Here is a 26,522-nt window from a genome sequence, read left to right as displayed (position 1 = left end):
CACTACAGGGTGGAGCAAGCTTGGCAGGTTCGGCTATGCCTTAGCGTGCTTTATTTTCCGTTTTCTGAGACGACCCCTAGTTCGTCGTTGACAGCTTCCACGACGCAAGCAAGCCAATGAGCCATGAGACACCATGATTTAGTATAAGTACGGGTACTGATACTAACGCTGTGCCTAATCGAAAGCAACCGCTCCTACGCGAATCGCAAGAAATCCCAACTTGTAGTATTGGTTCGGAATGTCACGCCAGGCGCGTATTCCGGTTTCGATGGATCATCAGTGCTGTGCGGATCTGCTATGCCTGAACGTCCATGGCGGCGTCGGCGCTGCATCGCTCCACAGCCCAAGGCGGGCGCCCCGCGCATGCCCCTCGAGAACGGGAAGGGAGGGATCTTTGTTATAGCGAACATAGACCCAGGCCAACCCGCGTGCAACCTGCTCCCGGTTAACATTCACGCCTTCGCAAATCACGAGCGCTACCGTGCGGCCGTAGCGGTCGACGTCGACGGCCTGGTAAGACGCATCTTTCCCATAGCAGAGGTCGGACAAGGACTGTTTGGCACGTTGGCCATAGGCTTGGGCTTTCTCGGGAGCGTCGATATTAGCCAGGCGAATCTTCACCGGCCGGCCGTTATCGAGCATTGTCAAGGTATCCCCGTCCGCGACCCCGACCACCGTATGCGCGAGTGTTGGGACACATACGCACGCAAGGACTGCAACGAGCTTTTTCAAGGTTCCCCCATAGAGGTCGGCAATAACCGTTGGCGACTGGCGATAGAGAGCCAGAACAGCGCTGTATTCAAGCATCCCCGGTATCGCCGCTTCCGCCGAGCGCCTTCCGATCGACCAACGCGCGCACCGCTTCCAAGAACTCGTCGGTAGACCCGCCGCGCTCTTGGAAGTCGCTCAGGTAGTCCAGCAGCTCGACGGCAGCCGCGTCCGTTTCCTCTCGCTCCTGATCTTCGATGGCGAGATTTTCCAATGGCACCCGTTCCATACCGTAGGCTCGATCGAGCCACGATTCAGCATAGGTGCGCTCGTCGCTGCCAATGCTGCAGTAGCCATCCGCTCGCGGATTGGCAAAATAGTTCATGAGGCCTGCGGCGTCACCAATGAATCCGCGCAGTACCTCTTCCGGAGTTTTCAGAACTTGCCGACATTCCATGATGAATTCCGGAGGAATGCGTAATGTAAGCGCGACGGTCTCGTCGGCCACGAAGCTTCCGTTTTCCCCCGGAATGACGGTGGACGGTGCGCGAAAGCCTTCCGGCCGCGCGTCGCAACGCCAGCCGACAGTTTCCATGACGCGACCATCGGCGCTGTGCGAAGGAAGGTCCAGCTCTGGGACGCGGCGAAGACTCTGGTCGAGGTAAGGGAAAAACGTAAAACGATCGTACAGGTCCCGCTTGTCAAGCGACCGCTGCAGGTAGCCGACCTTGCAGATATCGTTGCGATACCAGTCGGCGAACACGGCGCCACCAAGAAGGCGGGCTTCCTGGCCGCCCAGCTCGACGCTAAGCGCTACCTGATTGTCGTCACCAGGTCCCACATCGACCAGACGCACATTGTGCAGACAAGCTCTTTTCCAATTCAACAAGACATCGAATTTGTTCATGTCACCTTCGTCGACGGCGCTATCGCCGTTCTATGCACCCGGTTATCGATGACGGCGCGCCAAGAAAAGGGCGCCGCGTGGTTCCCGTGACGCGTCACGTCTTCTTGACGAGCCCGGAAATCTACCTTGATCAGCTACTCATGGGCGGGGACGGTTGAATTCCGGCACCAGCCGAGATCCGGCGCATCAATTCCTTGTTCGCTGCGATCCACGCTCGGAACTCTTCGAAATCGGCCATCCGCGGGTCGTAACGCGAGCAGTAAGCACCGCCAATACCCATCGCTTCGAAGCAGGCGGCACATTCCCTGCGGAGCTCGGCCAGGGACTGCGCGTTCGGCGTTGCGCGATATCGTTTGGCCTTCTCGCCCGGCGCCTGCCGCGCATGAAAATACGCCTTCGGATCCTTGGTCCGGTTTCGGTACCATTCCAGTCCTTCGCTCGACTGAAAACTCGCCAGGTCATCCGCAACCGAGAGAATGTGGCTGACGTCGGCAGTACCGAAGTACTCGGCGGCGATCTTGTCGAGCTGCTCTTCACGCTGCCGCTGGAACCCGGCCTCCTTCTCTTCTTTATGTCGCTTCAACAGCTTGCCGGCCAGTTCGATATCTTGGCTCAACTGGTCCAAAGCAAGCGCGGCATTACGAAAGGCGGTTAATTGATCTGACGTCAAAACCTTTTCAAAGTCCGTCAGCGCCTTTCGCAAACTGGTCGCGGTGCGAAGCACGGTTGTCTTCCGGTTTTTTAATTCCGTCTCGCCGCTCCAGGGTGCGTGTTCGAATCGCTTGAAGATAATTTCCTGCCGAGAGAATAGCGCGCGATCGTCGCACTTTTCCCGATTCATCGAAAACTGATAATCCGGAGCGTGGCCCTTCGTACAACCGAAGCTGAGCGAAAATGCACTGCCTGAAAAATTCCTGCAATCTTCGCACTTCGGTGTATTCGACTGCGGCGCAGGACTGGGCGAGCGTTTGTTAGGCATTTGTCGTTTCCTTGTGCAGCTTCCTGCGCTTATGTTTGGCTTCCTGAGCGGTACGACTGAGCAGCCCGGGCACGACTGCTCTGCTTCCCCCACATCGCGGCCGTTACGGCCCATTGTCCCAGCTGCCGAATTCTGGCCAGCTTTGAGGGCGCCAGATCCAGGCTCGCCAGCCCCCAGTACAACCGATGGCTAAGATACTGGAAGAGCGCGACACCCAACACCACCATGACGATGAGCGCTCCATAAATGTACGGCATTATCAGGTCGATGGCTCAGGAGTGTCTACTAAAGTCGTGGCGATTCACGACCGCGTCCGAGCCTTACCCGAACATGCCGTGAAGGAACCACCGGGGCTCGACGGCACCGTCTTCCGTTACGACCCGTTCCCTGTATATCCAATAGAAAACTTTATCGTCCGCTTCCACGATGAAGTAATCGCGAGACTGCGCCGTCGACCACCATCCCGCTTCAATGCGCTCGGGCTTCGATACGATCTTCAACGGCGAACTGTAGTAGGGCCGGTCATCGCGCATCAACAATGGGATCGGCTTAGCGAGAATCCACGTAGGGCGGATAAATTGATCCACACTTGGCGGCAGGGCCGCCTCTAGCTGCCCAGGCCGTACCGGCGTCGAAATGGACGCCCAGGTATTCGCGATTTCCGGCCGGTAGTCGGCCTTTGGGTCAGGCCTTAAGACATTCTCGGCACCGAGACGCGCCATCAGTACCTCGAGCAGTTGCTGCTGGTCTTCCTCACTGCCCCCGGGATCAGGGAACAGTGACTCGCTCGGCGGCGCCATGGGGACGACATCGGTGGCCTCGAGCACCAGGCCAATGACCGGTGCCTCGAGTACCTGTCGGCCGAGCCGCTCTTTCAGCAGTCTCACCAGGTGATCGTCGCGCCATACAGGATCGGCAAGCGTGATCTCGAGCGTTGACGGCGGCCGCGCAACCCGTCCACGCTCATGAATCATTTCGAGCACTATCCTTCGAACGGCAAGCTGCCGCGCGGTCAGCCAGCCGAGCATTTGCAATATCAACCGGTGGCCACCGGCCAACAATTCGTCGGCCTTTTCGACGCGATCGAAAATCTCGATCCGAGCACGAAACACTTCGGGTGGCTCGATCCAGTTATGGAGTTCCGTCGACAGGCCATACGCCGCGTCCAGAACCTCGAGCAGCTCGCGGCCGCAACGACGCTGCAGGCCAGGACGCGGCAACCGACGTAGCTCGCCGACCGTGGTGCAGCCGATCCCGTCAAACCAGACGGAGAAACGGCGCGCCGGCGGCAAGACCGAAACCGGAACAGGCTCAAGACGTCGCTGCAGCGTGGGCATTTTCAACGTGCGGAGCCTGCCTGCGCCTCTGGCCAGCACCCATGCGCCACGGGCCGTCGGGGCGCAACTGATCCGACCCGTGAAGCCCAGGGCTCGCATGTCGGCGCTGATACGGCTGCACAGCCGGCGCACACCGCCGAACAAGGTCAGGGATGCACCGACGTTCATCAACAGCACCGACTCTTCGAAATGTGTAACCTCTGGCGTGTACTGCAGCAAGGCCATTGCGATCGCGTCTAGGCAATCCTCTTCACGTACCATATCGCGCTCTAGGATGACGGTGTGAGGCGCGAGCATAAGAACCCCACCGCGTCCCATGCCATGCCGGACACCTTCACGGCGCGCCGAGTCGGACATCGCCATGACGTGCTGGCCTTCCAGAATCGCACAACAGGGGTCGGGCAGGTGGCGGGGGAAGTACGCCTCCAAAGCCAGGTGGGGGAGGTAGACTGCAACCCAAAGACGCATGACTCGCTAGTCCACGCCGCTGGAGATGAGCTGCACGTACCAGGACTGGACGCTGCATTGCCGGTTCGCTTCGTTGAACTCGAAGCCGCTGATGGTCATGCTGCCGTCGCCGATCCACCGTACCACCGCATCTCGCAGGCGCGGCAGGACGTCGCCCCCTACGCCTTCGTTTCGCAGGATGGCCAGGTACATGCTGCGTCGAAACTCATGATCATGCTGTTCCGTCAACGTGAGTCTGCCGATATGCACGGGTTGTGCCGTGATTGCCCGGTGCCGAGGCAGTGGCCGGCCGTCTTCGAATAGCTGCGCGACGCGAACAAACATGACGGTTGGAAATACTGTATAAAACCACAGTATAACAGACGTCCATGTTGTCGAAATCGCTGTAGGCACAGAGATAACTCATATGCAAGGGTGAAAATTCACACTTGTGTGAGGATTCTCCCGATTTTCTTGTTACTCTACCAATGCACCGAGCAGTTAACGTACGGCTAATCTGATAAAGTTGACTATATTGCTGCACTAAGCAGTGTTAGATTTTCACGCCTGATTTATAATTACTGTTTCGCAACTTTTTGTGGCATCCATTCCGACAAGCTTTAACAAATCATGCTAAGAAACGATCAGAGGGCAGCGATTCGTCAGGGCTTCGAAATGGGCTTTTCCGACACTCGTATCGCTCGCGGTGTACCGGACATTAACCACATGCAGGTCTATAATTACCGTCACAAGCTGAAGATACCCACCAAGGATATCGTCAACCGGCGCTACGACATTTGGACCGAACTCATCTACAAAGGCGTCAGCATCAGCCAGATTGCTAAGATGTACGACGTCACCGAAAACAGCATCAAGGTGCTACTCTGGAAGAACCGCAATATCTCCTTAGTCGAAGCGAAGGCCCGAGTGTTGAAGCTGCGTGAGGAAAACCAGCAACTTGAGCTTGGCGACGGGATACCGAGTCTTGGTCAGCTCGGCCTGCAGTTCAAGCCGATCACGCCCGAGGACAACACAGAGTAGGGCGCCCTCTCTACATACCGCACTTTCGCGCGCGAAAGTGAACCGTCGGGCTAATTTCTGGAAGTGACATTTGCTATTGCCGCCTGACGGCCGTAGCCGGCGCATCCTTGGTGCGCTTGGATCCCTCGAACTGGTACACGGCAGCGAATTTGCCATCGGCAGATACGAAGTTCACGGATATGTCCAAGGTTCCGGCCGGCAGGGCGTCCATCAACTGCTGCAGCTTCCCGTCGCTGATCGTGAAGCTGTTGTCTGCCGGATGGAACACCCAGTAGGCCTTCAGTGCCAGGCGCTCCCTTTTCGGCCCGAGAATCAGGCCGTCACTGTCTTTCGCCAGGTCCAACGGTCCCACGCCCTCTAACTTGAAGGTCAGCGACTCGCCCGTGAAAACGTTGTCCGGGCCTAGCCCAGCGATTGTCAGCGCCGGCAAAGAGGGCGCGTCGTCGGTTTCCTTTATTGCCGTAACGTGCACCGTCCGAACGGTGCCATGCGCCGTCGGCGCCGGCGCAGATGGATTCAGCCCGGTGACAGCCCGAAAACCGGACGACGGCACTTGCCGCTGGCCCAAGGCATTTGGAAGACGCGCCGAAAATGCTTGCGCCGCCAAACCGTGCCCCGGGCAGGCATGCTGCAGGCGCTGGCTCGGGTGGGGGTGGTGGTCGCCTTTCTCCTGATAGCCTTTCATGAACTCGCCCCAATACCTGGCGACGGTTTCCTCCATTGCCCTGCATCCAACCAGGCCAACCGCGATGTGGTCGGCATCGCTTTCGCGGCCTTCCGCCCCACGCTCGGTCCAGCGGGTCCAGAAGCGGTATGCGTCCAGGCGCGCGATATGGCCAACTTCGTGCGCGAGGATGAAACGCACTTCGTTGTCGCTCCACTTTGACGCGTCCAGCATTTCGGGGGGAATGACGATCACGGCGTTGCCGGAAAAGGCGCCCGCCGAGGCCGGAACATTGCCGACGACGAACGTCGGCTTCAGCCGCAGCTGAAGGCGACCGGCGTAGGCGCCGACCTCTTGGACAATGAAGCGTTCCCGCGCCGTCGTTTCCGACATGCGCGGGCCCAGCCTCTGGTAGATCTGATACGGCCAGTCGTACAACATGGCCAGCAGCACCGCCGAGTAGATCGTGTTCGCGATCCTGCTCGTGTAACGAGGACGTCGAGGACGAGGAGCAGCCGGCGCTATTGAACTCATGCGATACCAAGGTCAGTATTTGGAGGATCCGTACCCGCCACCTGAGCCATAGCCCCTGCCGCTGATGTCATGCCGGCCAGCCATCGGCGTACCGTCCACGTTGACGCTCGGTGAACGGAAGCGCTCCCGCATTTCTTTGCTCATGGTGTGACCTTCACCCTTTTTCGACAGGGCTTCCAGGTTGCGAAGGATGTTTCGGAAAAGCTGCAACATGATTCCTCCATTATTGATTGCTGCGAGCCCACCAGCACAACAAGAGAACGACGATCGCAGCCCCCACCAGAAGCCAGGAGCGTTTCTCCTTCTTCGAAATCTTGTGTGCCGCAAAGGCCGCAAAGGCGTTATTGCCACGATTTGCCGGTTTGTTGTCGTTCCTGTTGTTCATGACGAGCTCCTATGCTAAACGATGGGGGGAAAAGCGTCTCACTTCTTGTCAGGTATGTCGAAACGGCTGGGTTTTTTCTCGCCTTGCATAAACTCGGGCAAGGTTTCCTTCAAATTGGCACCAATGTTGGTTCGCGCGCGGTCTCGCGTACCTTCCGCTCCGGCACCCGCCAGACCTGCGCGGTGCGCCGCCGCGGTCGCATTCAAGCGGCCCTCGTGCACTGAATCGGCGACGCCTTCCACGCCGTGGGCGACCTCGAGCGCCAATCCGTATCCGTCGCGATCCAGCACCTCTGTCGTGCTCGGGGCTCCGCGGCCACGGCCGCCGCCTTTGGCCGCAGCGTCGACCTTGCGAACCAGAGCGCTTTCGTTGACACCACTGTGGTTACCGGGGGTTCCGATGTCGTAGTGTTCCCGCGGCTTCATATCCAGCGTCGAGAACCGCGCAGCCAGCATCGCATTGGTCGACCCCAACAAGTATTCGTCCGCCATCAAGCGGTCTTCCGGACGGGCCTGTTCGTCGGTTGCCATCAGGAACGCCGCGCGGTGGCGCGCCATGGCTTCATTGGCCTGGGGATCGCCGACAATGCGGTCGGTCACTCCAGCCTCCATGTCCTGCCGTGCGCGCTCCAGGTAGGGCTGGGCGACATCCGAGTTGCCGAAGCTGCGGCCGGCGCTCAGCTGGAACCGGCGGTAATCGGCGTTGGTCTTCATCTGGTTGGCGACCTCCGCGCCGCCGATTTTCGCGCTCAGGGACACGAAACCGGAGGAGCGCTTGACGGCATCGCTCGCTACGTCGGAGACAGACTTCGATTCCGACAAGGTATCGGCGTACTGCTTCTGCACGCCTAGCGAACGCTGGAGTGATCGGGCCTCGTCTGTACCAATGTTCTTGTACTTGTCGCTTTGCATGAAACTGTTGAAAGACTTGGCCAGCGCCTGCGACTTCGAAACCGATTCGTCCTGTTCCGCCGTTTTCCCGGTCCGGAGATTGTCGTTCGCGCCGGTCGTCGTACGATATTCGCCGGATCCACTGACGCCGCCGCCGACGCCTTTGGTGCCGACTCCGACCTCCGCGCCGACACCGATGCCCGCTTGGGTAACGTTGAAGTTGTCTTTCGCCGAATTAATCCCTGCGCCGACCTTCCCTGACTGCGACGCGTTATAGTTTCGGCTGAACTCATCGCGCAACGCCCGGCCGGTAGAGTCCGAAACCCCAACCTTGGAAAAATTCCCCGTATTGAAAGCATCGGTCCAGGACTGCAGGTCCGTTTTCCCTTCCGAAATCGAATGCATCTTCTGGTGCGCCGACGTGATGCTGTTCGATGCCTCGCGCTGCATACTGCCGAACTGGGCGCTGGTGGCGATTGCCGGGATTGCGCCCGTAAGGCTGAGGTTCGTTCCGCCGACACCTTGCTCGGCCTTCGCCACGCTGCTGTTCGTGACCAGGGGCGCGCTGTCGACCGGGGGCGGGTTGACTGCCTTGCTCTCGTCCTTCGAGCCCGAGGTCATCGATTCCGAGATCTTCACCAGCGCCGCCGATTGGCCCAATGCGAAGATGGTCGACATCAGGATCGGCAGGGTAGCCATCAGGTGGCTCGCGGTGCCGATCTCGAGCGAAAAGTTTTTGTAGACCTCGACCGCGGTCGATTGGTTGATGAAGCCATTTTGCGCGATCGCGCGCAGGAAGTTCGCCACCTGGATATAAATCATCCCGTTGATGAGCTCAGCGCCGACATTCATGATCAAGAGCGGCCAGACGATCATGTGCGCCGCCACTTTCATGTTGCGGGCAGCGCCGACCCCCGACCACATCATGAACAGAACAATGATCGGGCCAAGCCCGATGATCACGGCGGTGATCTGGTTCGCGAAGGCGCCCGCGTACATCAGCGACTCGAAGCCATTGGCTGCGGCCTGGATATTGTTCCGTTCGATCTCGTTGGCCTGGACAGCCATAGCGAGACAGGTGCTCTTGTTGGTACCGTCCGCCCGCAGGCAGTCCAGGTCGTTTTTCACCAGTTCCGCGAACAACAGGTTGATCACTTCGGCGTTTGACTGGGCAACGCCGCCCGCCAGGCCGCCCGATGTCAGGTTTGCCGTCCGCACGGCCGCGTACTGGCTGGCGATGCCGTTGATGGTGAAATCGCCGGCAGCATTCGGCTGGTCGGCGGCGTTCACGGCGCCCTGGACGACCCGGCGGAATTCGTCGGAGTTGAGCGCGGCGTCGATATCGGCGCCGACCTGGGCGGCTGCATCCGCGCAAGTGGCGATGTGATTGGTGCCGACCTGGACATCCGTCACGATGGCGGTCGTGTTTTGCGCCGCTTCCGCCAGCAGCATGCCAATGGAGGTGCGCTCCGAACCTGTTCCCGACCATACCGAGATCGGCGCCGGACCAGCCGCCGCGCCCGTCAGATTGCCGGCGAAGAGCACCCGATTGGCGACCTGGGCGTAGTCCGTACCCGAATCGGAATTCAGGCACGCGCTCAACACCGCATTAACCTTCGACGGGATGCCGCCGAGGCGCAAGACCGCAGTGCGCGACGTCAGCAGCGTCTTGAGCGGATTGATGAAGCCGCGGCCGGTTGCGGAGATCGACGCATAGTCGGTACCCGTCGCCTGCATCGCGGTCTCGAGCTTCTGGCCAACGCTCTTGGAGACGAGGCTCGCCGTCGCCGGCGCAGCCGAGATGATGACCGGCACGTTGTCGACGGTCGTCGTCGCCCCGGTCAGCCCGCTCTCGATCGTCACCGTCGACTTCAAGGTCGGCGCAGTGAGGAGCAGTGCCAGGCAGAACGGGATGAGCAGGCCCACCGCGCGCTTGCCCAGCTCGCCGCCGGCACCGCCCGCCGGCGCATTGACGGCTGCCGCGGTCGTCATCGACAGGAGAGACCAGGTCGCCGCGAGCAGGGCAAACCCCCAGATGGTGAGGGTCTCGTTGCACACCATCGCCACGGCATTGAGGATGGCGTTCAGCGTGGTGAGATCGCCGTTCGACGTGTAGATGACTTGATTGGGGATCATGGCATTTACCGGTTCGTGACGCTGTTCAGGATTGCTGCCTGGTTCAGCAGCTGCGCGATCTCCAGCACGGACCGGTCATGGTCGCAGCTCTGCTGCCGTTCCATGAAATCGCTACGCAGGCGTTCGATGTTCTGCTTCGCTTCGTCGGTCAGGACGTAGGAATTGTTGTTGCCGATCGACGAGGCGGCGCGGTAAAGAGCACCGCCCAGCTGCGCAGCGACGCAGTTCCGGATTCCGACACGCATGCGGCGTGCCATACTCTTGCGTGCTTCCGGGTTGCTGGTCTTCTGCAGCAGCGCGATGATCGGATAGTTCGCCTGGTGCAGGAACTGCAGCTGCGCGGTCGAGAACTGTCCGCTCGTGCCGCTATTGATGATGCCGACGATGGAAGCCGGGTCGACGCTGGTGTCGTCCGGAGAGCCAAACAGCATGCCATTGATCCACCCCTCGATGCCCTGGTAGTTGAAGTCTTCCACCTTGATCTGGGTGCAGATCTGCGGATCGAAGCCGCCGCTGGACGGCGTGGTGCCGCTCGGGTCAAGACAGGTGTACAGGTGCAGTGGGTAGTCGGGCCGGCTGGACCCAGTCCCGCCACCGGTCACGAAGTCCTCTAGCGTGATGGTGGCGCCGCTCTTGCAGCTGACGCGCGGAATATTGTTGGTCGATTGATTGCTCGTGGTGTCCTCGACGCCGTCAGGGTTGAACGAACGGCATGGAATACCGGAGATCTCGTAGCCCAGCATGGACATCAATACCCGGTTATTGAGCGAGTTCGGATTACTCGAGTCGTCGGCGCTGCCGTCGATATTCGCCAGCCCGATCACGCCGAGCACCGAACTGGTTCCCGAAGAGACAATCGCCTTCGCGACCTGGTTGCCCACGCGTGGGTTCACCTCGCCCGCCTTCTTCAGGTACTGCGAGGCATTCGTATTGAAGTCCTTGAGGCCGGCGGTCAGGTCCGAGAAGATGCCCTTCATCGACGCACCGACCGCGCCGTCGCCATCGGTCGCGTCGGCCAATGCTCGGTCGGCCTTTTCGACCAGCAGATGGGCAAGGCTGCAGGAATTCTTCGCCAGGTTGTTCATGTTCTGGAGCATGGTCTGGAACTCGGTCATGAGGGAATCCAGCGAGGGGGAAATGACCTTGATCGCCGCCTTGAACGCCAGTCCCGCCGCGTTCGATGCGACGCTTCGGAAGATGGCGATCAACTCCTGACCATTGATGAAGCTGAAGCTGCCGCCGTACAAGTCAACGCCACCGCAGCCGGCGTTCAGGCGCGGCGGATCGAACGCCACGACGTTGATGTTGTGGATCGGGGTCCTCATCGAATAGCCACCGGCATAGATGCCGACGCGGTCACGCGTGGTGAACGTGCCGGGATCCGTCGAGTTGGACATGAACATAGAATTCAGATCGGCCATGATCCCGGCCCGGGCAGAGGTCGAGAGCAGGCAGAACAAGAATACGGCCAGAATCGTGCGCTTTTTCATGGTCACCTCATTGGTATTGCTTTTGCAGAAGCGGCTGCAGCTTCCGCTTGATGGCCGCCGGGTCGTTCGCATTGAGCTGCAGGGCGCCCAGGTCTTCGGTAGCGGCCACGCCGCGGTCCCATACGGCCAGATCACGCATCGTTTCCGGGGACAGCAACCTGGTCGTGTGGCCAACGAACGCGATCTGCTTGACCAATTCGTCCTGGGCATAGAACCCTTGCGCGATCACGCGGTACTGGTTCTCGTCCTTCCCGTTCTTGTATGCATGCGGCCGGTGCACATAGACGACGCTCGGCGTCAGCTTCAGATCGAGCTTGCGATACAACCCGTTGTCCTTGACTAGCGGCCCCTCGTAGCCGCGCGGGCGTTTGCCGTCCAGCGACACGACAAGTGCTTCCATGCCGTACTGCGCGCGCAACGCGTTCACGATCGGCATCTGCATCGCGCAGAACCTGCAGCTGCCATCGACGAACACCACCAGACCGCCGGTCGCGGCGAGCTCGCGGGTCGCCTGCTCCTGCGCGCTCCGGCTGGCCGAGCGGATTGCCTGTGCACCCGCGCTAGCGTAGGGAATACGGTTGTTTTCGTTGAGCAGCGGGTCGGTGTTCGTCACCTCGCTCACCTTCTCGGAAAAGCGCTGCGACTTGTCCATCGCGATGCGCCGGACGTACAAGTACGCGGCCACATTCTCGTCAGTCGGATTGTCGATCGCGCGCTCCTCGAGCAGCTTGTAATTCTCCTGCAGCCACTTCACGTTCACCTTCTGGTCCTCCCGTTTGGCGGGGGCAGGCGGCGCCGGACGGGTTTCCGGCCGTTTCGCCTCCTTGCCCTTCACGACATATGGCTGGTAATGAAGGAAGGCGTCGCCGTAGGAGTCGTCGGTGCGAACCTCCTGAGCGGCGACGGTGCCGGCAAGGCCGAGAAAGACAGCGAGGGTCAAGTAACGCATGAGCTTCACTTTCGCGCGCGAAAGTTAATAAATCCGGTAGCCCTTGCCGACGATCGCGTCGTGCGGCAGGTACCCCCAGTAGCGCGAATCGTTCGACATACGGGCCGTGCCGACCATGAAGTAGCGACCGGGAGGAATGACCTCGGTCCGCTCGAAGTCGGCGGCACGGTGCTTGTAAAGCACCGCGTCCTCAAGCCCTTCCGCCACCAGCACTCCGTTGACGAAGACCTTGCTGTCGCGGATATCGAGCTTGTCGCCAGGGACGCCCGCCACGCGCTTGAGCACATAGTCGTCTGTGACGTAGGAGAGCGCGCTGATCGAAGACGCCCGCCAGAAGAGATAGTCGCCACGCGCGACTGTCGACGGCTGGTTGTGCACCAGGAGCGCCAAGTGTAGCTCCGGCAGACAATGGACCGCGTGAGGATCCCATGACAGGCTGACGAAGGAGCGGCCGTGGCCGAAATACAGCGCGGCCGCACAAGCCGCGCCGACCACCAGCGACAGCCGAAGGCGTGCGGGCGACACAGGACGAGATGCCGTCAGCCTCATAGCAGGTTCCTCCAGCACGTCGTACGGGTCTCGGGCTTGAAGCCGCCGCAGGACTTGCCGAAGCTGCCGGCGCCGGCGAGCGCGGTTTCCAAGGACAGGCCGACAGAAGCGACGGCGACCAGGATGATCGCCGCGGTTTTCAGCATCTTCATTTCGCAGTCTCCTTTTTGGTAATGGCGGCCGTCAGCTCCTGCGTGATGTCGCGCGTGTCGGCCGGCAGCGCGGCGATGGTGAGGTTCCCGTGTTCGTCCTTGGCGCCGTCGATGATCACGTACCCCTCGTCGGTATAACGCTTCATGACCCGCAGGACCGGCTGCGCGATCTCGGCCTGGAGCGCCTTTGCATCGGTACTGTTGCGCTCGAGGACCGCCGCCAGGATCACGGCGTTCTTGTCTGCCACCAGGTACTTACCGTTGGGGACGACGCTGTTGAACTTGCCGCCGGCGTAGAAACAGGCGCCGCACAGGAACGCGATCGCCGCCGCCGGCGCGACGAACGACGCGGCCTTTTTGATGGAATCAGCCATTCAATATCTCCTCGAGCTCGCGGCGGATCTCGACGTCGCTCAACTTCTCGGCCCGCAGCTGTTCCACGATGTCGGCAAGCCACTTGTTGCGCTTGCCGCGTTCGTCGTTGATCACCATGTTGACGGCGTCGACGGCCGAAACGCCACTGCGCATGAGCTGGAAGACCGCGTTGCGCTCGTCGCCCTCGGTCGAGAAGAGCGCCGCCGTGAAGCGGTCGACGTAGAGCCGAACGACCTCGTAGGTACTGCCGCCGCAGATGAGGATTTCCGAAAAGACGCCTTTCTCGCTTTTCACGTCCTTGATCAGCTTGTTGAAGAAAGGGTCGCCGGCGAATTTGGTCATCACGCCCTCGGCCACGATCTTGTCGATTTCCTCGGGCTCCTGCTGCATGACCAGCTTCCAGGCGGACTGGCTGAGAATGACCTGGCCGGTTGCGTTGTTGGCGAGGTCCCGCGGGCTCTGCGTGATCACCCAGATCGACGCTTCGTCCTTGCGTCCTTTCCGGTACATCGCCTCCATGACAGCGGCGGCGCCGTCGTCTTCCAGCAGATCCTTGACCTCGTCCATCAGCTTCAACTTGCGCCCTGGGTATTTCTTCATCTGCCGCAGCAGGGTATTCATCACGAAGAACAGGACACACTGCTTGAGATGCTGGTCACCATCCAGGCCCGACATTTCAAACACCGTGAACGGGTTTTTCGCCGCAAGGTTCGATTCACCCAGGAAGTAGCCTCCGCGCGTCGACGAGTCGACGAAATTACGAAGGCGCGGGATCAGATTGCACGCCGCCAGCTGGACCTCGCTCTTGAACGTGTTCGCGTCGGTGTTTTCCTGAATCACCGTCAGGGCGTCGATCACAGTATTGATATCGGCTTTGCCTCGCGCCCGGCCGTAAGCCGCCTTGGTCGCCTCGCTCACCGCGATCCGCGCGCCCTTGTCCTCGGGTTCCTTGAAATAGGCCATCTTGAGGATCAGCGCCGTGATGTCCGGCTGCTGTTCCATGAAGTCGTCTTCGCTGAGACCGGTGAACGGATTCAGGGACGGGATGCGCGCCGCGTCCAGCGAGAATTCGATGAAATCCCCGCCGGCGGCTTCAGTAAATTTCTTGAGTGACCTGCCGTTGTCGAACACCGTCACCCGGGTACCGGCCGCAAGCTCGTTCTCGACCATATGCTGGAGGGCGAAGGACTTGCCGGCGCCGCTCGCCGCAGCGAGGACGCCGTTCTTGTTCGTGTTGGTCAGGAACGGATCGAAATAATGCGCCGAGCCGCGCCGGGTCAGGTAGACCGTTCCCATGCGCTCGGCCGAGCCGCTTGCATTGCCGCGGTAGTCGCCGAAGATCGGCATGAGTTTCGCCGCCACGCTCGCCGGTACCAGCGCCTCGGATTCGACGCGCTCGGCAATTTTCACGGAGTAGTTCAGTGGCAGAACCTGGACGAAGCGCACACCGATGGTGTCGGTGACGTCGCGCGCGTCGAAGTCCAGGTTGTTCATCGTCGTCTTGAAGTCGGAACTGGCCTGCTTGAGTTCGGCCTTGTCCTCCGCGAACACGAAGGCGGTCAAGCTGGCATATGTCAGCTTGTTGGAACCATCCTTGCAGACGTCCTGCAGGTACTGCAGGTCTTTCAAGATCTCGGCGCTGTTCTCGGCGCCCAGCGAGAACGGCAGCTTGTTGTCGGCTCTGCTGCGCGACTTGATGGCGCGATCGATCCGATCGAGCTCTTTGCGTTGGTTCGCGACGCGCACGGTCGCGTTCAGGATGAACGGCGTTTTCACGCGCACGCCGCCGCCGTCCTTTGTCCGGCCGCCGTTCAGGGGCGCTCCGATCAACAGGTTCGTCAAGCCATGCGAGATCCGCTCCGGCAGGGACTTGGGCACCACCGCGGCGCAGTAGAGCCGCTTGTTGAACACGGCGTAATCGTCCGGCGTGAAGTCGAACACTTCGTCCGCGCCGAAGGCCTGGTGCCGCAGTTCCATCAGTTCGTCGAGCGGAAGTTCCTTGCGCCTGTCGTACATATTCGCGAACTGGCGGTAGATCGCCAGCACTTCGGACGGCGAACGCGTTTCGGCGTCGACGAAGCCGCATGCCCGCAGTCCGCTCAAGAATTCGTTTTGCGCCGCCAGAGCCAGCTCCAGCGTCGCATCGTTCACCAGATTCGCCGGCGTCATGAGCGACATGATGACCGTCTTGCGATTTATCGCCGGCATGTTGGGCAGGACGCCGATTTTCTGGGCACGGTGGTAAAGCTGGGCCTGCCGGTGCACTAGCTCCTGCAGCAGCCTGTTGCCATGGGTCTTGCCGCGCACCAGGTTGTATGGCACGTCGTGATCCGGGACGCTCAGCAGCGTGATCTGCAGGACGGACTCATCCGGCGCGCTTTTGTAGATATTCTGAATCAACCCCGCAAACTCGGTGCCGCCGCCTGCTAGCGGACTCATCTCGTAGCACCGACCAATGTAGATGCTGTTGCCCTCGGGCTTCGAGACGATCAGATTGCTGCCGCGTGCATAGGACTCGACGTGCAGGAAGCTGCTGCTGACCTGGGTTGGTATGTCGGGACGGTTTTGGACGAGCATGATGGGATTCCAAAAAAAGGGACATGACGGGCGGTTGCCCGCCATGTCCAGCTGCGGACGACCTTAGCGGGCCACGAGGACCTTCACCGGTGCAGCTGCCGGAGCCTGGTCGACGTGCGCGATCAACTGCATCTGTGCTGCGGTCGGCATGCTGGTCGACATCGTGGTCAGCACGCCCGGCCCGACCAGCGCGATCGCCAGAACGCCCAGGATGACGCCGACGGTTTTGTAGCCACCACCGTGAGCCAGCTGCCAGATACCGGCCAGCAGGACCACCAGGGCCAGGACCATCGTCAGGTCGCTCGCCAGCATGTCGCGCAGCCAGGTCACGACAGGAGCGAACTCGTTGGCCGCCAGCGACGTGCCGTTGTTCATCGCGGCCATGGAGCCGAGGACCGCGACGGGAGCGGCGACGGCCACCAGGACTCGAGCAGCGCCTTGCATCAGATTGCCTTTCAGGAGTTTCATAGCCAATTACCTTTCTGCTTTTGGAGCGTTGAGGCCACCACTTCCAGCGGGTGGCATTGCTGACCCGGCCGCGCCAGCGATACCGCTGTCTGGCTGAGCAAGATTCGTTTGCTGCGGGGAGGGCTCATCCACTTCGGCCGTCACCGCGGTGCTGTTCTTTGCCCGATGCGGATACGCACCGGGTACTTGGTTGTCCTGGCCTGCACCGTCGAAGCCTGCCCAGCGCGCGCCCTTGACCTCGCGGTAGACAATGGCCTCTTCCTGCAGGCTGTCGTTCTCGTCGACGAAGCGCTTGATGTAGACGCGTTGTACGACGGGCGCCTTACGCACCGGCATTCCGGCCACCAGCTCGCTGCTGGCGTTCAGCCGCTGGTGCGGCAAAAGTCCGGCGGAGACTCCCGCGCCGGAGCTGGACGCCGGCGCCTTGGTGTCGGGAGCGATGCCGGTGGCGCGGTCGTAATCGCTCATCTTGAATTCCTTGTCGAAGCGGCTTTCCGGAAGCGGACCGTTCGTGCTCCTCTCGAGCGCCTTGAAGGAGCGGCAGTACTCGGACGGGTTTTCCTTGCGGTTGCAGTCGAACTTGCTTTCGCCTATCGGGTTGAAGCTGCAGCCGGCGAGCATCGCGATCGTGGCAGCCAGCGTCAGGGCATGAATGGATTTCATCAGTCGGCCTTTTTCATCTGGTTGAGTTCGACGGACTCCTGCAGGATCCAGGTGATCCGCGTGCCGGCATTCACTTCGATGACCGGGAACATTTCCTTCGCGTAGTCGAGGTAGAACTTGCTCAGTGCCCGTCCGGCTTCCGACACGCCACCACCCAGTGCGCTACCGGCGATCAGGTTCGGATTCGGATATTGGATGCCCTGGCGGTCACCGCTTTGCGCGTTCTGGTTGTAGCTCGGCAGGGCGGTCGGGGTGAATGCGTTGCCCAGGCCGCTGGCGATGCCCGCCAGCGCCGTCTTCGCCAGCAGCGAACCTTGCTTGGTCACGACCCGGCCGGAAATACCCTGGATTCCGTCGAGGTCGACGCCGTAGGCTTTGATCGGCGCCTCGTAAACATTGCCGCGCTTGTCGATGCAGGACATTACGTTGGCGATCACGTTGGCGCGTTCGCTCGACAGAATGGCGATCCCGGTACCGCTGATGAAGCAGTCGTTGAAGTCGGAGATCTTCCAGCCGTTTGGCAGAATCGCATTTCCCTTCAGCCGGCTGACGAACGGGGCGCCGACGTTGTTTGCGGAGAGGATCGTTCCGCTCGCGCCGCCACCCGCCGAGTTCGAACGCGCATTGATACCGGTGAGCATCACGCTTTCGAGCGCCGAGTTGATTGGAACGGTCAGCATCGGCGCCGCGCTCTCCTTCCGCTTGGACGAGACCGGGACAGCTTCGGCCGCCCAGACACGCATCGCCGTTGGTTTCGCCTGGACGGCCTGCGCGTCGGGGGAGAACCCCGCATCGCTGAACGGGCTCTTGTCACCCGTCTTGCTGCCGGCATTCGCGCCGGCATTGGCGCCGGGCTGGCCGAAGTCCACCGGTGGCGGCAGGTTTTCGTACGCCGCACCGGAGCCGCCGGCATTGCTACCCGCACCGCCGCTCGCCGCGGCGGCACCATAGGCGGGCGCTGGCCCCGGCGCGGATGCGGAGCCGCGCGTCTCCATCTGGGACAGGCGCTCGTTCACGCGGCGCAGCTGCTCATCGAGATTCTTGGAACGCTCCTGCGCATCCTTCGCGTCACTGCGTGCCTTGTCGAGCGAGGCCAGCAAGTCCTCCAGACCCTGGTTGCGGTTGGTTGTCGGCAAGGCGCTGAAATTATTCGCGCTGTTCGGCAGCGATTGTCCGTTGCGGGCGCCGACCTGCTGCGCGACCGCCGTCTTGCGCGCCTGGTCCTCCAGGCGGTATTGCTCGCGCTCCTTGGACTTGACCATCATGATGACTACGCAGCCGACAACGGCGGCACCCATGGCCCACTTGAACTTCGGGTCCATATCCTGCCATTGCTGCTTGAATTTCGCGATTTGACCGGTCTCAGACATGTCAGCCTCCCGATGCCTTGCGGGTCAACACGATGACCTTGGTCCGCTCGTTCGCGGCGAGGATCGGCTTGGGAAAGATCGAAATGGCCAGGACATTCTCGCCGTCGAATTCCTTTTCCTGCAGCGTCACCTTCTGTGGCCCGGGGTTCGCCACGTCGTACACGTAGATGTCCCGGTCGGCCGAGGAGAACACCTTTTGCGGCGTGACCACCAGGCCATTCATCGCAATCGGACCGACGGCGAGGTCGGCCTGGGAGTAACCCTGCGGCGCCGCGCCGAGCGCGACCTGCTCCATGACGGACTGGGTGGCGGCCACGTAATCGCCGCCCTTGAGCGGCTTCTGCTCGCCGGCGCGCGCCATCGAATCGCGAACGATGATCACCTGTCCGGTGATGTCCTTCGGTTCCAGCTTCAGGTCGACGACCGAGGAGCCGTCGGGCTGTTCGAAGGACACCGTGACGCCTCGCTTCACGCCGGGTTTGAACTGCATGTAGACGTTATTGCTGGTCGGGCTCTTGTCGATGGTGATCTCGTCCGTACCCACGACCTTCGGATTCGGCCACGGCAGCTGGATCCGGTTCCGGTCGACAGCGCTGACATAGACGACCTGCGACCCCGCGTTGGTGACGTCGATGACGCGCGCACGGCTGAAATCCAGTGCATGCGCATCTGCGCCCGCGATCTTCATGACGCCTGGCAGCTCGATTGCGGGCGCCTTGGTATCCTTCACCGCGGCCTCGGGATGCACGGCGAGCGGGTCGAACTTCGGAGCAGCCGGCTTCTTGAGCACGGCGGTCCTGGTTTTTACCCGGGGCTGCGGCCGCTTCGGTTCGCACGGTACCGACACCGTGCGTTCGCACTGGTCGCTCGTCGCCTTGGCCGGCGGCAGGTCGGCGGTGGCGCCGAACGTGCCGGACGCGCTGGCATGCGAAGGGACGGCGGCGAAGGTAGCGCTGGCACTCTGCTGCGCATGGGCGGTTCCGGCTGCCAGTCCGACCAACAGCATCAGGGAAATGGGCGTGACGTGTTTCATTGCTTCTGTCCCTCCATCCAGCTTGAGTTGTGGGCCTTGTCGCCCTTATAGGACGCGATGTCGTCGACGACGAGGCGATAGTTGTCCACGTGGACCGGATATTCGAACACCCACGGTTCGGCCGAATCCTTGGCGGCGTTGACGGTATGGACCTCGCCGAGCACGAAGTGCTTGTTGAGCTTCGGGTCGTACTGGTGCGAACGGAAGACGAAGTAATAGGAACCGAGCTCACGCTGGTCGGCCAGAAGCTTGGCCTTGGCGTCGATCTCGGCGCTCACCTTCGTGTACACCGCCGGTGCGAGGAAGGCCTGCAGGAACAACTTCTGGTACGACGCGTTCGACGGATTGACCTGGACAAGGTTGTTCGTCACAGCCAGCACGATCGCCCGCTGCGCGCCGACGTCCATCGCGTTTTTGCTGTATTCCGCATTCGTCGACATGCCAGGTATCTGCTGCAGGACGATCTTGTCCTGGGTGAAGATGTAGATGACGGCGACCAGCAGGGCGCCCACCAGGCCGAGGTTGGAGTAACGGTAGAATTTGTTCGCGGCCTGCAGATCCGCGATGGTTCCGGTTCGAGTCGAGATATCCATGCTGTCTTGTCCTGTTAGCTCACCAGTTCGCTGGCGTCGTCATTGACGGGCGCTTTGGAGAAGTCGATCGCGGCATCCGCCGCCTCAAGCGCATCTGCCTGATAGGCGGCTTCCGCGCGCATGATCGCGCCGATCTGCAGCGCGCTCGGATTGACGACCTTGCTGTCGCCGATGAACCGCTTCTTCTTCCTGTTGAACGCCGGGGAGTAACCCGAGATGCCCAGGCGATACAGGATCACGCGGAGGTATCCCGGCAGGTTGTTGCTCTTCCACTGGATGTAGAACTTGGTAAGACCGAAACCGAGTACCGGGATGCCGATGTAGGCCAGCCACCCGACCGTGCTGCCGACGAACAGGGCCAGGAAGACCGATCCGATCAGGATCCAGGCATCCGACAGTTGTGCGCCGGCGAACGCGACATCCTTCTTGCCGTGCTTCGGAACGAGTTCGTCGCTCATTTCACGCCTCCTTCTCGATGGCAGACCAGATGGTCACGCCAGTCGACGGCATCGCTGCTGGCCAGCTCCGGCACGCAGATTTCGTCCGTGCGGACCACGACCTTCGGCCAGTCGAAGCTGGCCGTGGCCCGCACATGCCGCTTGCGCGACGCGACGACGTGCGTCTTCAAACGCGCCGCCAGCTGCTGGTCGCGGTAGTTCAGCAGGGCCTGCTCCTCCTCCACCGAAAAAAACACGTAGGCCTGCCGTTGCGGCGCCTGCACAAGCATCGGCATTGCCCGCACCCGTCGATCGGCTTGCGGCGAGCCCACGACGTATTCGCCGCCGTAGGCCGGCTCGATGATGGCAGCGCCGCTGCCGTACCTGCCGCGCTCTGCAAAACTGGTCGGCGCGGCAAGGGCCGGCATGCATACCATCGAGAGAAAAAAAGCGGAAAGTCTCATCATCATTCCCTTGCAGAATTTACAAGAACTTTAATTTAAGTTGGCTCAATAGTCAATCAAAATTAAACTTTTTAGCTATTGTGTCGCAAAGGCTCGCGTGTACGCGGCCTGCGCCGCCTTGCGAACTGCCGGCACGCGCGATTGCTGCGTGAAGAACTTGAGCGCATTCGCAACGCTCATCTCTCCGGCGACCTTGCTGAAGTCGGCCGGCGCGTCACCGGGACCGACCGAGATCACGAAGCTCGGAACCGCGGTGACCTGGTAGCGCTGGAACAGCACCGGGTTGATCTGCCAGCGCGCGCCATTCTTGCCGCAGCACGCCTCATTGATCCGCGCCACGCGCTGCCGCGTGGCGTTGAGATCGCCCCAGAAACCGTTGATCACGATCGTGAACCCCGCCGCCCTGGCGTCCCGCGCAAGGGGGATCAACGCGGTATCGGTCACGCGTTCGGAAACGAAGACGTAGCCGCCTGGTTGTTCGGCGGCGCCGGCTCGCATGCTCTCGAACAGGCTCTGGGCGTGCAGCGGCGCTGCCACACCGAGCAGGGCACCAATCATGGCGTTACAGAGGTGAGTAGACGGGCGCACAGCAGTCCTTCTTGCGGAAAATGAAGTAGCCATAGTCTTTGTCCTGCGGCCTTGCTGCGCCCTTCTCTTGAAGGAGGAGCGGGCGCCCGAACGGCGTGCAGGTGTTGTCGGAGAAGGGGAATACGCGGTTGGTCTTGTACTGCCGCTTATCCATCAGGAATTCGGGCAGGCCCATCGCCCCGCACGAACGCAGCGCGTCCAAGCCGGCTGTCGACTGTTGGACGCCCGCGGCGTGTAGTTTTGCGAACAGGCGAGCGGTCAGCAGATGCGCGGTCTGCTCCGGCGAATTGGTGGTGGCCACGTTGCCGGTTACCGGATACATGGGTCCCCATGCCCCGGCGACCCAGAACAGCGACGCCGTCGGGAAGCCGATGGTCGCCGCAATCGCGTCCGGCGCCTCGGCCGCGATCGAAGGAATCCCCGCGAATGCATAGCCGTAGGGCGTCAAAATCATGGCCAGCGCATCGTCGTTCCAGGTCGGGTCCGCCCAGCTGATGAAGGGGACATCGAAACCGCGCTGGTCTAGGCAGGGCGAATCCGAGATCACGCCCAACGCTGTCATCACCGGATTGATATATTCGTTCACGTGCATGAAGGCGCTCTTTCTGAGCGAGCCGGACGGTGCTGCGCTGCGCTGCTCGGCGCCGTACTCGAGCGAATTGAACGGCGTGGAGATGTCGATTCCGCCGAGCAGTGGCATGCATCCCGGCTTGTTGGTCACGTCGACCATGAACGTCGGCTCCCAGAAGCTCATCGGCGTCCCTACCGACAGATTCGAGACGCATGCACAGACCGGCGAGGCGCCGGCGCCGCTGTCGTAATCGTCTCCAGAAACGCCGATGCTGATCAGATTGCCGGCCAGGCTGATCGGGAACATGCAGTCGTAGCAAACGTCCGTGATCAGGTTCGGGAATTTTCCCGTGCATACTGCCCCGATGCCCGGTTCGGCTTGCGAGTAGCCCGCTAAGACGCCCGCAGCGACCAGCGCTGCAGCGAAAATCTTCTTCATTTGCGCATCCCGAACTCGATCTGCAGTTGCGATCCCTGCTGGGTCAGCTTCGCAGGCACGCTGCGAAGCTGGATTCCATACAGGCGCTGCAGTTGGTTGATGATCAGCTTTCGCTGGTCGAAGTAGAACGGGACCGTTGGCGTCCCGTTCCAAGCCACGTTCCGGAACCTGACCCGCAGGTCATACGGCGAACCGGCCGTCAGGACGATCTTGAGCCGCTCGCGCCTGCCGGCGGCAAGCGCATACTGGATTTGCGCTTCGTCGCGGCCGTCGATGAAAATGAGGCCGGTCGTCATGGGCTGAATCTTCAGCGGTTCGATCACGGTCCCGCGGCGAACCACCACGCGACCCGTCTCGTCCCTGTAGTCCTGCGGCATGACGAAGCGAAGCTGATGCAACTCCGTGCGCGCGCGCGCGTCCGTTGGCACGCCCAGAGGGGCAGGGTGCTTCACCGCATCGATCACCTTGGCGCGGTAGTCGTCCCAGAAGCGCGCCAGCTCGCCGCTCGCTTCCTTCTGCCGGATCTTGTCCTTCATCTGTTCGCGGGCGTCGCGGTCGACCGGCACGGTCCGTCCGCGTGCGCCAAGGTTTTCCGCTCCCGCCAGCAAAGGCACGGCCAGCAGCATGCAGACGACCAGCCCGCGCATCATTCGCTCCTCCACACGGCCATGTTGCTCGCCAGCTGGACCGGCTGCTGGACCTGCTGCTGCACTGGTTGCTGCACCAGCTGCTGCGCCGCGACTGCGCGCTTGCGCTGGAGGCGTTCGAACCGGCGTCGCACGCCCGCGATATAGCGCGCCTGTGCCGCATAATTCTTCGACGCCGGCCCCGTGTTATAGATGCCGACCGCCTGCCAGGTGTAACCGACCCGGCGCACGTATCCAGCGAAGATCCAGGCGCCGGTGAAGACGCTACCGCATTCGGTCATCAGGTCCTCGCGGGTGACTCCATACTTGGCCAGCTCGGGAAGATGGATCGTGTTGACCTGCAGTTTTCCGAGGGCGCGGTTGCCGTCGGCCAGCAGCGGCCCAACAGCATCCTCTCGGTTGCCAGATTCCTGCTCGGCCATCGCGCGCAGCAGATCGGCGTTCAGCTTGAAGCGCGCGGCGGCGCGATCGAAGCAATCCGCCTGCGCTGCAGAGCAGGCGACTATGCACAGCACTGCGATCAGGTAGCGAGCCATGGCGATAACACCTTACGCAGCGCGACCTTCAGCCAGAACAGCAGCTGCAGCGTGATCGAGAACGCCACCAGATAGATCCCGCCCGACACCAATAGCGGAGCGAACGGACCGAGATCGGTCGCCGTCAGCGCCACGAAGAAGCCGAGCAGGAAAAAGGCGATCGACGTCAGGTGATAAGCGCTGTGCCGCGACTCGTTGAGGAGAAGACCGACGACATTCTTCATGAACACCTCCCTATGCTTGTTGACACGCGAGCGCAGTGCGGGCACCGCGCATGAGTTGTTCCTGGCGGGCCAGCGCCGACTCGATGTTCGCCAGGTTGTTCTTCTTCGCGGCGGCCATCAGCATCTCAGCGCGAAGCATCAGCGTCATCGCACGGGCGACCAGGTCGGCGCGCTGCTGCGGTCCCAGGTCGTGGGGCTGCGCTTGCAGGTTCATCCCGCGCCCTGCATTCGCCAGCTCGAGCGCCATCTGGGCATACGAGCCTGCTTTTCCGGCGAACGGATCCGAGATTCCGAGCGACAGCAACAGGTCGGTCTCGCGCCGCAGGCTGATCGCCGCACGGTTGACGCCGTCGGCGTTGCGGTTGATCACCTCGTGCATCTGGTCGTTGAGCGAGCCCAGCGCAGTGGCCAGCAACGCGTGGTCGCGCGGTTCCGCGACGTCGTCGAAGCTCGACGCCACAAGCGCCAGGTTGACCGGCTGCGGCGGCGGCACCGGATCGGCGCGCTTCAGGAAGGGGAGCCAGGACAGGAGCTTCATTTCTTCGCCAGCGCCGCGAGACGCGCTTCGATAGCCGATGCCGGCACTGCGCCCGGGACGACCGAGCCATCCTCGAAGACAATGGCCGGGGTACCAAGGACGCGATATTTCGCCGCGAGTGCGGCGTTGCGTACGAGCGGATTGCTGCATGCCTTCTCGGCGGGCTTCACCCCGCGCAGCAGGTAGCCGTTCCACGCGGCCGACCGGTCGGCCGCGCACCAGATGTTCTCGGCGATCGTTGCCGCGTTTGGATGCAGGCCGGTCAGCGGCAAAGGCAGGACGAAGACCGCCACGTTCTCGAGCTTGCCCAGTTCGCCCTGCAGTTGCCGGCAGTACGGGCAATCCGGGTCAGAGAAAACGAAGATCCTGCGCGTGCCGTTGCCCATCTTGATGGCGTCAGACTCGCGCAGGTCCGACAGGTCGAACTTCGGTCGATTGGCCTCGCGCAGGGTGTTCGTCAGCGAGCGGTTCGCCTTCAGGTCGACCACGTCGCCGTTAATCAGGATCGACAAGTCATCGTTGATGTAGATGATTTCGTTGCCGCGCACGATCGAATAGAAATTCCCGAACGCCTTCTTGACCACGGCATCCTTGGTCTGGGGATATTTCGTGTGCAGGTCCTGCAGGAAGTCCGCGTGCGCTTGTGCGCAGCAGGCCAGGGAAAGAGCGAGTATCAATTTGCGCATGGGATTCCTCAGTAGGCGACCTTGACGTCGATGCCTGTCGCGCCTTGCGGCCGGGCCAGTTCGAGCGTTACGTCGGCAGTGGTAAAGGGAAGGGAAGGGTGGGCATACGCGTCGCGGCGGATCAGCTGATCAGCGCCGCCTACCCCGTGCCAGTGGATGGCAAGCCCGGGATAGTCGTTGTCATTTCCAGGACGGTTATTCAAGCGGAAGCTGACTTTCACGACCCCGCCATCGTTCGCCGTCGCGCTGAAGTCGGAGATCGAAACATCCTCGGGCTTTGGCGCCTTGCGGACCGCGACCGCGGGCAGAACCGGCGTACTCGAAGCCGCCACAGGCGCCTGCGCCGGCCGTTTCACGAAAAACGCGGCAGCAACTAGCAGGAGCACGCCGCCACCCAACGCGACGCGCATTTCACGGCGGATTTCGAGCGACCACCGCTTCTTGCCTGTGGCAGGCGTACCTGTGGCGTCAGCCACAGGCGGCAGGCCTTCGTCATGCAACACCGCGTCACGGAACTTGTAGACGTCGGTGCCGCATGTCGGGCATGGCAGACTGACCTGCTCCCCCGAGAAGGTCAGTGCGGATTGGTGCCCGGCCGAGCAGCGAAAAGTCGACATACACATCCTCTACGAATAATTGTTCAGCACGACCGCGATGTACGCGGCGCAGACAGGAATAAGCGATATGGACGGCCATAGCATCCGGTCGAAGCCACTGACGACGCGGTAGTACAGCGCGAGGATCAGGAGCGCCGAGGCCTTGAACACGAATACGCCAGGGCCGAAGCCGATATGCGCAATCGCCCAGAGAATCATCGGATTGGTTTCAGACCGGCCGGTGTCGGCCGCTCGGAGACTACTGTGCAGGTCAAGTACCTGGAGGAATGCCAACGCAACGCAAAGGAATGCCAGCAGTCGGCGTTCAGAACGTTGAAGGGTAGGACCGGGCGTTTTCAAGGTTTCCTCGCAAGACCAACGGGTTAGCGGTCCGACGAAGAAAAGTTTAATTTTAATTGGTGAAAAAATCAATCAAAATTAAAGAAATGAGCATTTTTTTATCAAACGAAGCGTAGCCAGGAAGGGAAGTCGTGCGCCCTGGAGGGAAACACGATTGCAAACTGTGGGAAATGCGTTAGCAACCATGTTG

The 26,522-nt window shown here is 61.4% G+C and carries 32 protein-coding genes; 1 reads left to right on the top strand and 31 read right to left on the bottom strand.

Annotation, left to right across the window (positions count from 1 at the left end):
* Positions 1–276: 276 nt before the first annotated feature.
* The 5 genes from AC3A6M_RS20730 to AC3A6M_RS20710 form a co-directional block, all read right to left on the bottom strand.
* The gene (locus AC3A6M_RS20730) at positions 277–807 is read right to left on the bottom strand and encodes a thermonuclease family protein (RefSeq protein ID WP_487854605.1); all 531 of its coding nucleotides are present in this window, start codon (positions 805–807) and stop codon (positions 277–279) included.
* Positions 800–1,615, bottom strand: coding sequence for a hypothetical protein (locus tag AC3A6M_RS20725; protein ID WP_487854604.1), 816 nt, complete (start codon positions 1,613–1,615; stop codon positions 800–802). The genes AC3A6M_RS20730 and AC3A6M_RS20725 overlap by 8 nt, the downstream gene beginning before the upstream one ends.
* Positions 1,616–1,745: 130 nt before the next feature.
* Positions 1,746–2,594 carry a hypothetical protein gene (locus tag AC3A6M_RS20720; protein WP_487854603.1) on the bottom strand — a complete coding sequence of 283 codons (849 nt, stop codon included), beginning with the start codon at positions 2,592–2,594 and terminating at the stop codon, positions 1,746–1,748.
* 320 nt (positions 2,595–2,914) lie between these two features.
* Positions 2,915–4,399, bottom strand: a complete 1,485-nt coding sequence (locus AC3A6M_RS20715) for a Y-family DNA polymerase (protein WP_487854602.1) — start codon at positions 4,397–4,399, stop codon at positions 2,915–2,917.
* A 6-nt stretch (positions 4,400–4,405) separates the two neighbouring features.
* The gene (locus AC3A6M_RS20710; protein WP_487854601.1) at positions 4,406–4,591 is read right to left on the bottom strand and encodes a hypothetical protein; all 186 of its coding nucleotides are present in this window, start codon (positions 4,589–4,591) and stop codon (positions 4,406–4,408) included.
* A gap of 417 nt (positions 4,592–5,008) precedes the next feature.
* Here AC3A6M_RS20710 and AC3A6M_RS20705 point away from each other — a divergent pair, with 417 nt between their 5' ends.
* On the top strand, positions 5,009–5,419 hold the full coding sequence (locus AC3A6M_RS20705; RefSeq protein WP_487854600.1) for a hypothetical protein: 411 nt from the start codon (positions 5,009–5,011) through the stop codon (positions 5,417–5,419).
* Positions 5,420–5,492: 73 nt separating this feature from the next.
* Here AC3A6M_RS20705 and AC3A6M_RS20700 read toward each other — a convergent pair whose 3' ends face one another.
* From AC3A6M_RS20700 to AC3A6M_RS20575, 26 genes are all read right to left on the bottom strand, one after another.
* Complete coding sequence (locus AC3A6M_RS20700; RefSeq protein WP_487854599.1) at positions 5,493–6,536, bottom strand: M48 family metalloprotease; 1,044 nt, start codon at positions 6,534–6,536, stop codon at positions 5,493–5,495.
* A gap of 93 nt (positions 6,537–6,629) precedes the next feature.
* Entirely contained in the window at positions 6,630–6,830 is a 201-nt protein-coding gene (locus AC3A6M_RS20695) for a hypothetical protein (RefSeq protein WP_487854598.1), read from the bottom strand.
* 10 nt (positions 6,831–6,840) lie between these two features.
* On the bottom strand, positions 6,841–7,002 hold the full coding sequence (locus AC3A6M_RS20690; RefSeq protein ID WP_156328187.1) for a hypothetical protein: 162 nt from the start codon (positions 7,000–7,002) through the stop codon (positions 6,841–6,843).
* 38 nt (positions 7,003–7,040) lie between these two features.
* Positions 7,041–10,028: a conjugal transfer protein TraG N-terminal domain-containing protein gene (locus tag AC3A6M_RS20685; RefSeq protein ID WP_487854597.1), complete on the bottom strand. Its 2,988-nt coding sequence runs from the start codon at positions 10,026–10,028 to the stop codon at positions 7,041–7,043.
* A gap of 5 nt (positions 10,029–10,033) precedes the next feature.
* A complete protein-coding gene (locus tag AC3A6M_RS20680; RefSeq protein WP_487854596.1) occupies positions 10,034–11,518 on the bottom strand; it encodes a conjugal transfer protein TraH in 1,485 nt (494 codons plus the stop codon).
* A 7-nt stretch (positions 11,519–11,525) separates the two neighbouring features.
* A complete protein-coding gene (gene traF / locus AC3A6M_RS20675) occupies positions 11,526–12,467 on the bottom strand; it encodes a conjugal transfer protein TraF (RefSeq protein WP_487854595.1) in 942 nt (313 codons plus the stop codon).
* A 24-nt stretch (positions 12,468–12,491) separates the two neighbouring features.
* Entirely contained in the window at positions 12,492–13,016 is a 525-nt protein-coding gene (lepB, locus tag AC3A6M_RS20670; RefSeq protein ID WP_487854594.1) for a signal peptidase I, read from the bottom strand.
* On the bottom strand, positions 13,013–13,168 hold the full coding sequence (locus AC3A6M_RS20665) for a hypothetical protein (RefSeq protein WP_487854593.1): 156 nt from the start codon (positions 13,166–13,168) through the stop codon (positions 13,013–13,015). Before AC3A6M_RS20665 ends, lepB begins: the two co-directional genes overlap by 4 nt.
* On the bottom strand, positions 13,165–13,542 hold the full coding sequence (locus tag AC3A6M_RS20660) for a hypothetical protein (RefSeq protein ID WP_314542626.1): 378 nt from the start codon (positions 13,540–13,542) through the stop codon (positions 13,165–13,167). The genes AC3A6M_RS20665 and AC3A6M_RS20660 overlap by 4 nt, the downstream gene beginning before the upstream one ends.
* Positions 13,535–16,120, bottom strand: a complete 2,586-nt coding sequence (locus AC3A6M_RS20655; RefSeq protein ID WP_487854592.1) for a TraG/VirB4 family ATPase — start codon at positions 16,118–16,120, stop codon at positions 13,535–13,537. The genes AC3A6M_RS20660 and AC3A6M_RS20655 overlap by 8 nt, the downstream gene beginning before the upstream one ends.
* 63 nt (positions 16,121–16,183) lie before the next feature.
* On the bottom strand, positions 16,184–16,594 hold the full coding sequence (locus AC3A6M_RS20650; protein WP_156328189.1) for a hypothetical protein: 411 nt from the start codon (positions 16,592–16,594) through the stop codon (positions 16,184–16,186).
* Positions 16,595–17,251: a TraV family lipoprotein gene (locus AC3A6M_RS20645; RefSeq protein ID WP_487854591.1), complete on the bottom strand. Its 657-nt coding sequence runs from the start codon at positions 17,249–17,251 to the stop codon at positions 16,595–16,597.
* Entirely contained in the window at positions 17,251–18,621 is a 1,371-nt protein-coding gene (locus AC3A6M_RS20640; RefSeq protein ID WP_487854590.1) for a TraB/VirB10 family protein, read from the bottom strand. Before AC3A6M_RS20640 ends, AC3A6M_RS20645 begins: the two co-directional genes overlap by 1 nt.
* Position 18,622: 1 nt before the next feature.
* Positions 18,623–19,654 carry a hypothetical protein gene (locus AC3A6M_RS20635; protein WP_487854589.1) on the bottom strand — a complete coding sequence of 344 codons (1,032 nt, stop codon included), beginning with the start codon at positions 19,652–19,654 and terminating at the stop codon, positions 18,623–18,625.
* Positions 19,651–20,247 (bottom strand): TraE/TraK family type IV conjugative transfer system protein, encoded by a 597-nt coding sequence (locus AC3A6M_RS20630; RefSeq protein WP_487854588.1) that lies wholly within the window; start codon positions 20,245–20,247, stop codon positions 19,651–19,653. The genes AC3A6M_RS20635 and AC3A6M_RS20630 overlap by 4 nt, the downstream gene beginning before the upstream one ends.
* A gap of 14 nt (positions 20,248–20,261) precedes the next feature.
* Positions 20,262–20,705 (bottom strand): hypothetical protein, encoded by a 444-nt coding sequence (locus AC3A6M_RS20625; RefSeq protein WP_314542637.1) that lies wholly within the window; start codon positions 20,703–20,705, stop codon positions 20,262–20,264.
* A complete protein-coding gene (locus AC3A6M_RS20620) occupies positions 20,702–21,112 on the bottom strand; it encodes a hypothetical protein (RefSeq protein ID WP_487854587.1) in 411 nt (136 codons plus the stop codon). The genes AC3A6M_RS20625 and AC3A6M_RS20620 overlap by 4 nt, the downstream gene beginning before the upstream one ends.
* 111 nt (positions 21,113–21,223) lie before the next feature.
* Positions 21,224–21,706 (bottom strand): TrbC family F-type conjugative pilus assembly protein, encoded by a 483-nt coding sequence (locus tag AC3A6M_RS20615; protein ID WP_487854586.1) that lies wholly within the window; start codon positions 21,704–21,706, stop codon positions 21,224–21,226.
* Positions 21,707–21,710: 4 nt separating this feature from the next.
* A complete protein-coding gene (locus AC3A6M_RS20610) occupies positions 21,711–22,745 on the bottom strand; it encodes a TraU family protein (protein WP_487854585.1) in 1,035 nt (344 codons plus the stop codon).
* Complete coding sequence (locus tag AC3A6M_RS20605; protein WP_487854584.1) at positions 22,742–23,395, bottom strand: conjugal transfer protein; 654 nt, start codon at positions 23,393–23,395, stop codon at positions 22,742–22,744. The genes AC3A6M_RS20610 and AC3A6M_RS20605 overlap by 4 nt, the downstream gene beginning before the upstream one ends.
* Positions 23,392–23,928, bottom strand: a complete 537-nt coding sequence (locus AC3A6M_RS20600) for a transglycosylase SLT domain-containing protein (RefSeq protein ID WP_487854583.1) — start codon at positions 23,926–23,928, stop codon at positions 23,392–23,394. The genes AC3A6M_RS20605 and AC3A6M_RS20600 overlap by 4 nt, the downstream gene beginning before the upstream one ends.
* Positions 23,913–24,152, bottom strand: coding sequence for a hypothetical protein (locus tag AC3A6M_RS20595; protein WP_047824873.1), 240 nt, complete (start codon positions 24,150–24,152; stop codon positions 23,913–23,915). The genes AC3A6M_RS20600 and AC3A6M_RS20595 overlap by 16 nt, the downstream gene beginning before the upstream one ends.
* A 10-nt stretch (positions 24,153–24,162) precedes the next feature.
* On the bottom strand, positions 24,163–24,690 hold the full coding sequence (locus tag AC3A6M_RS20590) for a hypothetical protein (RefSeq protein WP_487854582.1): 528 nt from the start codon (positions 24,688–24,690) through the stop codon (positions 24,163–24,165).
* Entirely contained in the window at positions 24,687–25,376 is a 690-nt protein-coding gene (locus AC3A6M_RS20585; RefSeq protein WP_487854581.1) for a DsbC family protein, read from the bottom strand. Before AC3A6M_RS20585 ends, AC3A6M_RS20590 begins: the two co-directional genes overlap by 4 nt.
* 8 nt (positions 25,377–25,384) lie before the next feature.
* Positions 25,385–25,993, bottom strand: coding sequence for a hypothetical protein (locus tag AC3A6M_RS20580; protein ID WP_487854580.1), 609 nt, complete (start codon positions 25,991–25,993; stop codon positions 25,385–25,387).
* A 9-nt stretch (positions 25,994–26,002) separates the two neighbouring features.
* Positions 26,003–26,332, bottom strand: coding sequence for a hypothetical protein (locus tag AC3A6M_RS20575; RefSeq protein ID WP_487854579.1), 330 nt, complete (start codon positions 26,330–26,332; stop codon positions 26,003–26,005).
* Positions 26,333–26,522 lie beyond the last annotated feature (190 nt).

This window comes from Telluria sp. Soil_C_11 (assembly GCF_057657395.1).
Note: the sequence above shows the minus strand (reverse complement) of the source record. Positions and strands in the feature narration are given on the sequence as shown.

Excerpts from the sequence above, each read along its gene's own strand:
- AC3A6M_RS20635 (WP_487854589.1), bottom strand. The coding sequence starts at position 19,654 with ATGAAACACGTCACGCCCATTTCCCTGATGCTGTTGGTCGGACTGGCA.
- AC3A6M_RS20645 (WP_487854591.1), bottom strand. The coding sequence starts at position 17,251 with ATGAAATCCATTCATGCCCTGACGCTGGCTGCCACGATCGCGATGCTC.
- AC3A6M_RS20715 (WP_487854602.1), bottom strand. The coding sequence starts at position 4,399 with ATGCGTCTTTGGGTTGCAGTCTACCTCCCCCACCTGGCTTTGGAGGCG.
- AC3A6M_RS20585 (WP_487854581.1), bottom strand. The coding sequence starts at position 25,376 with ATGCGCAAATTGATACTCGCTCTTTCCCTGGCCTGCTGCGCACAAGCG.
- AC3A6M_RS20630 (WP_487854588.1), bottom strand. The coding sequence starts at position 20,247 with ATGGATATCTCGACTCGAACCGGAACCATCGCGGATCTGCAGGCCGCG.
- AC3A6M_RS20695 (WP_487854598.1), bottom strand. The coding sequence starts at position 6,830 with ATGTTGCAGCTTTTCCGAAACATCCTTCGCAACCTGGAAGCCCTGTCG.
- AC3A6M_RS20595 (WP_047824873.1), bottom strand. The coding sequence starts at position 24,152 with ATGAAGAATGTCGTCGGTCTTCTCCTCAACGAGTCGCGGCACAGCGCT.
- AC3A6M_RS20705 (WP_487854600.1), top strand. The coding sequence starts at position 5,009 with ATGCTAAGAAACGATCAGAGGGCAGCGATTCGTCAGGGCTTCGAAATG.
- AC3A6M_RS20680 (WP_487854596.1), bottom strand. The coding sequence starts at position 11,518 with ATGAAAAAGCGCACGATTCTGGCCGTATTCTTGTTCTGCCTGCTCTCG.
- AC3A6M_RS20660 (WP_314542626.1), bottom strand. The coding sequence starts at position 13,542 with ATGGCTGATTCCATCAAAAAGGCCGCGTCGTTCGTCGCGCCGGCGGCG.
- AC3A6M_RS20600 (WP_487854583.1), bottom strand. The coding sequence starts at position 23,928 with ATGGCTCGCTACCTGATCGCAGTGCTGTGCATAGTCGCCTGCTCTGCA.
- lepB (WP_487854594.1), bottom strand. The coding sequence starts at position 13,016 with ATGAGGCTGACGGCATCTCGTCCTGTGTCGCCCGCACGCCTTCGGCTG.
- AC3A6M_RS20710 (WP_487854601.1), bottom strand. The coding sequence starts at position 4,591 with ATGTACCTGGCCATCCTGCGAAACGAAGGCGTAGGGGGCGACGTCCTG.
- AC3A6M_RS20730 (WP_487854605.1), bottom strand. The coding sequence starts at position 807 with ATGCTTGAATACAGCGCTGTTCTGGCTCTCTATCGCCAGTCGCCAACG.
- AC3A6M_RS20605 (WP_487854584.1), bottom strand. The coding sequence starts at position 23,395 with ATGATGCGCGGGCTGGTCGTCTGCATGCTGCTGGCCGTGCCTTTGCTG.
- AC3A6M_RS20720 (WP_487854603.1), bottom strand. The coding sequence starts at position 2,594 with ATGCCTAACAAACGCTCGCCCAGTCCTGCGCCGCAGTCGAATACACCG.
- AC3A6M_RS20640 (WP_487854590.1), bottom strand. The coding sequence starts at position 18,621 with ATGTCTGAGACCGGTCAAATCGCGAAATTCAAGCAGCAATGGCAGGAT.
- AC3A6M_RS20690 (WP_156328187.1), bottom strand. The coding sequence starts at position 7,002 with ATGAACAACAGGAACGACAACAAACCGGCAAATCGTGGCAATAACGCC.
- AC3A6M_RS20620 (WP_487854587.1), bottom strand. The coding sequence starts at position 21,112 with ATGCCGGCCCTTGCCGCGCCGACCAGTTTTGCAGAGCGCGGCAGGTAC.
- AC3A6M_RS20685 (WP_487854597.1), bottom strand. The coding sequence starts at position 10,028 with ATGATCCCCAATCAAGTCATCTACACGTCGAACGGCGATCTCACCACG.
- AC3A6M_RS20655 (WP_487854592.1), bottom strand. The coding sequence starts at position 16,120 with ATGCTCGTCCAAAACCGTCCCGACATACCAACCCAGGTCAGCAGCAGC.
- AC3A6M_RS20615 (WP_487854586.1), bottom strand. The coding sequence starts at position 21,706 with ATGATTGGTGCCCTGCTCGGTGTGGCAGCGCCGCTGCACGCCCAGAGC.
- traF (WP_487854595.1), bottom strand. The coding sequence starts at position 12,467 with ATGCGTTACTTGACCCTCGCTGTCTTTCTCGGCCTTGCCGGCACCGTC.
- AC3A6M_RS20625 (WP_314542637.1), bottom strand. The coding sequence starts at position 20,705 with ATGAGCGACGAACTCGTTCCGAAGCACGGCAAGAAGGATGTCGCGTTC.
- AC3A6M_RS20665 (WP_487854593.1), bottom strand. The coding sequence starts at position 13,168 with ATGAAGATGCTGAAAACCGCGGCGATCATCCTGGTCGCCGTCGCTTCT.
- AC3A6M_RS20725 (WP_487854604.1), bottom strand. The coding sequence starts at position 1,615 with ATGAACAAATTCGATGTCTTGTTGAATTGGAAAAGAGCTTGTCTGCAC.
- AC3A6M_RS20610 (WP_487854585.1), bottom strand. The coding sequence starts at position 22,745 with ATGAAGAAGATTTTCGCTGCAGCGCTGGTCGCTGCGGGCGTCTTAGCG.
- AC3A6M_RS20580 (WP_487854580.1), bottom strand. The coding sequence starts at position 25,993 with ATGTCGACTTTTCGCTGCTCGGCCGGGCACCAATCCGCACTGACCTTC.
- AC3A6M_RS20590 (WP_487854582.1), bottom strand. The coding sequence starts at position 24,690 with ATGAAGCTCCTGTCCTGGCTCCCCTTCCTGAAGCGCGCCGATCCGGTG.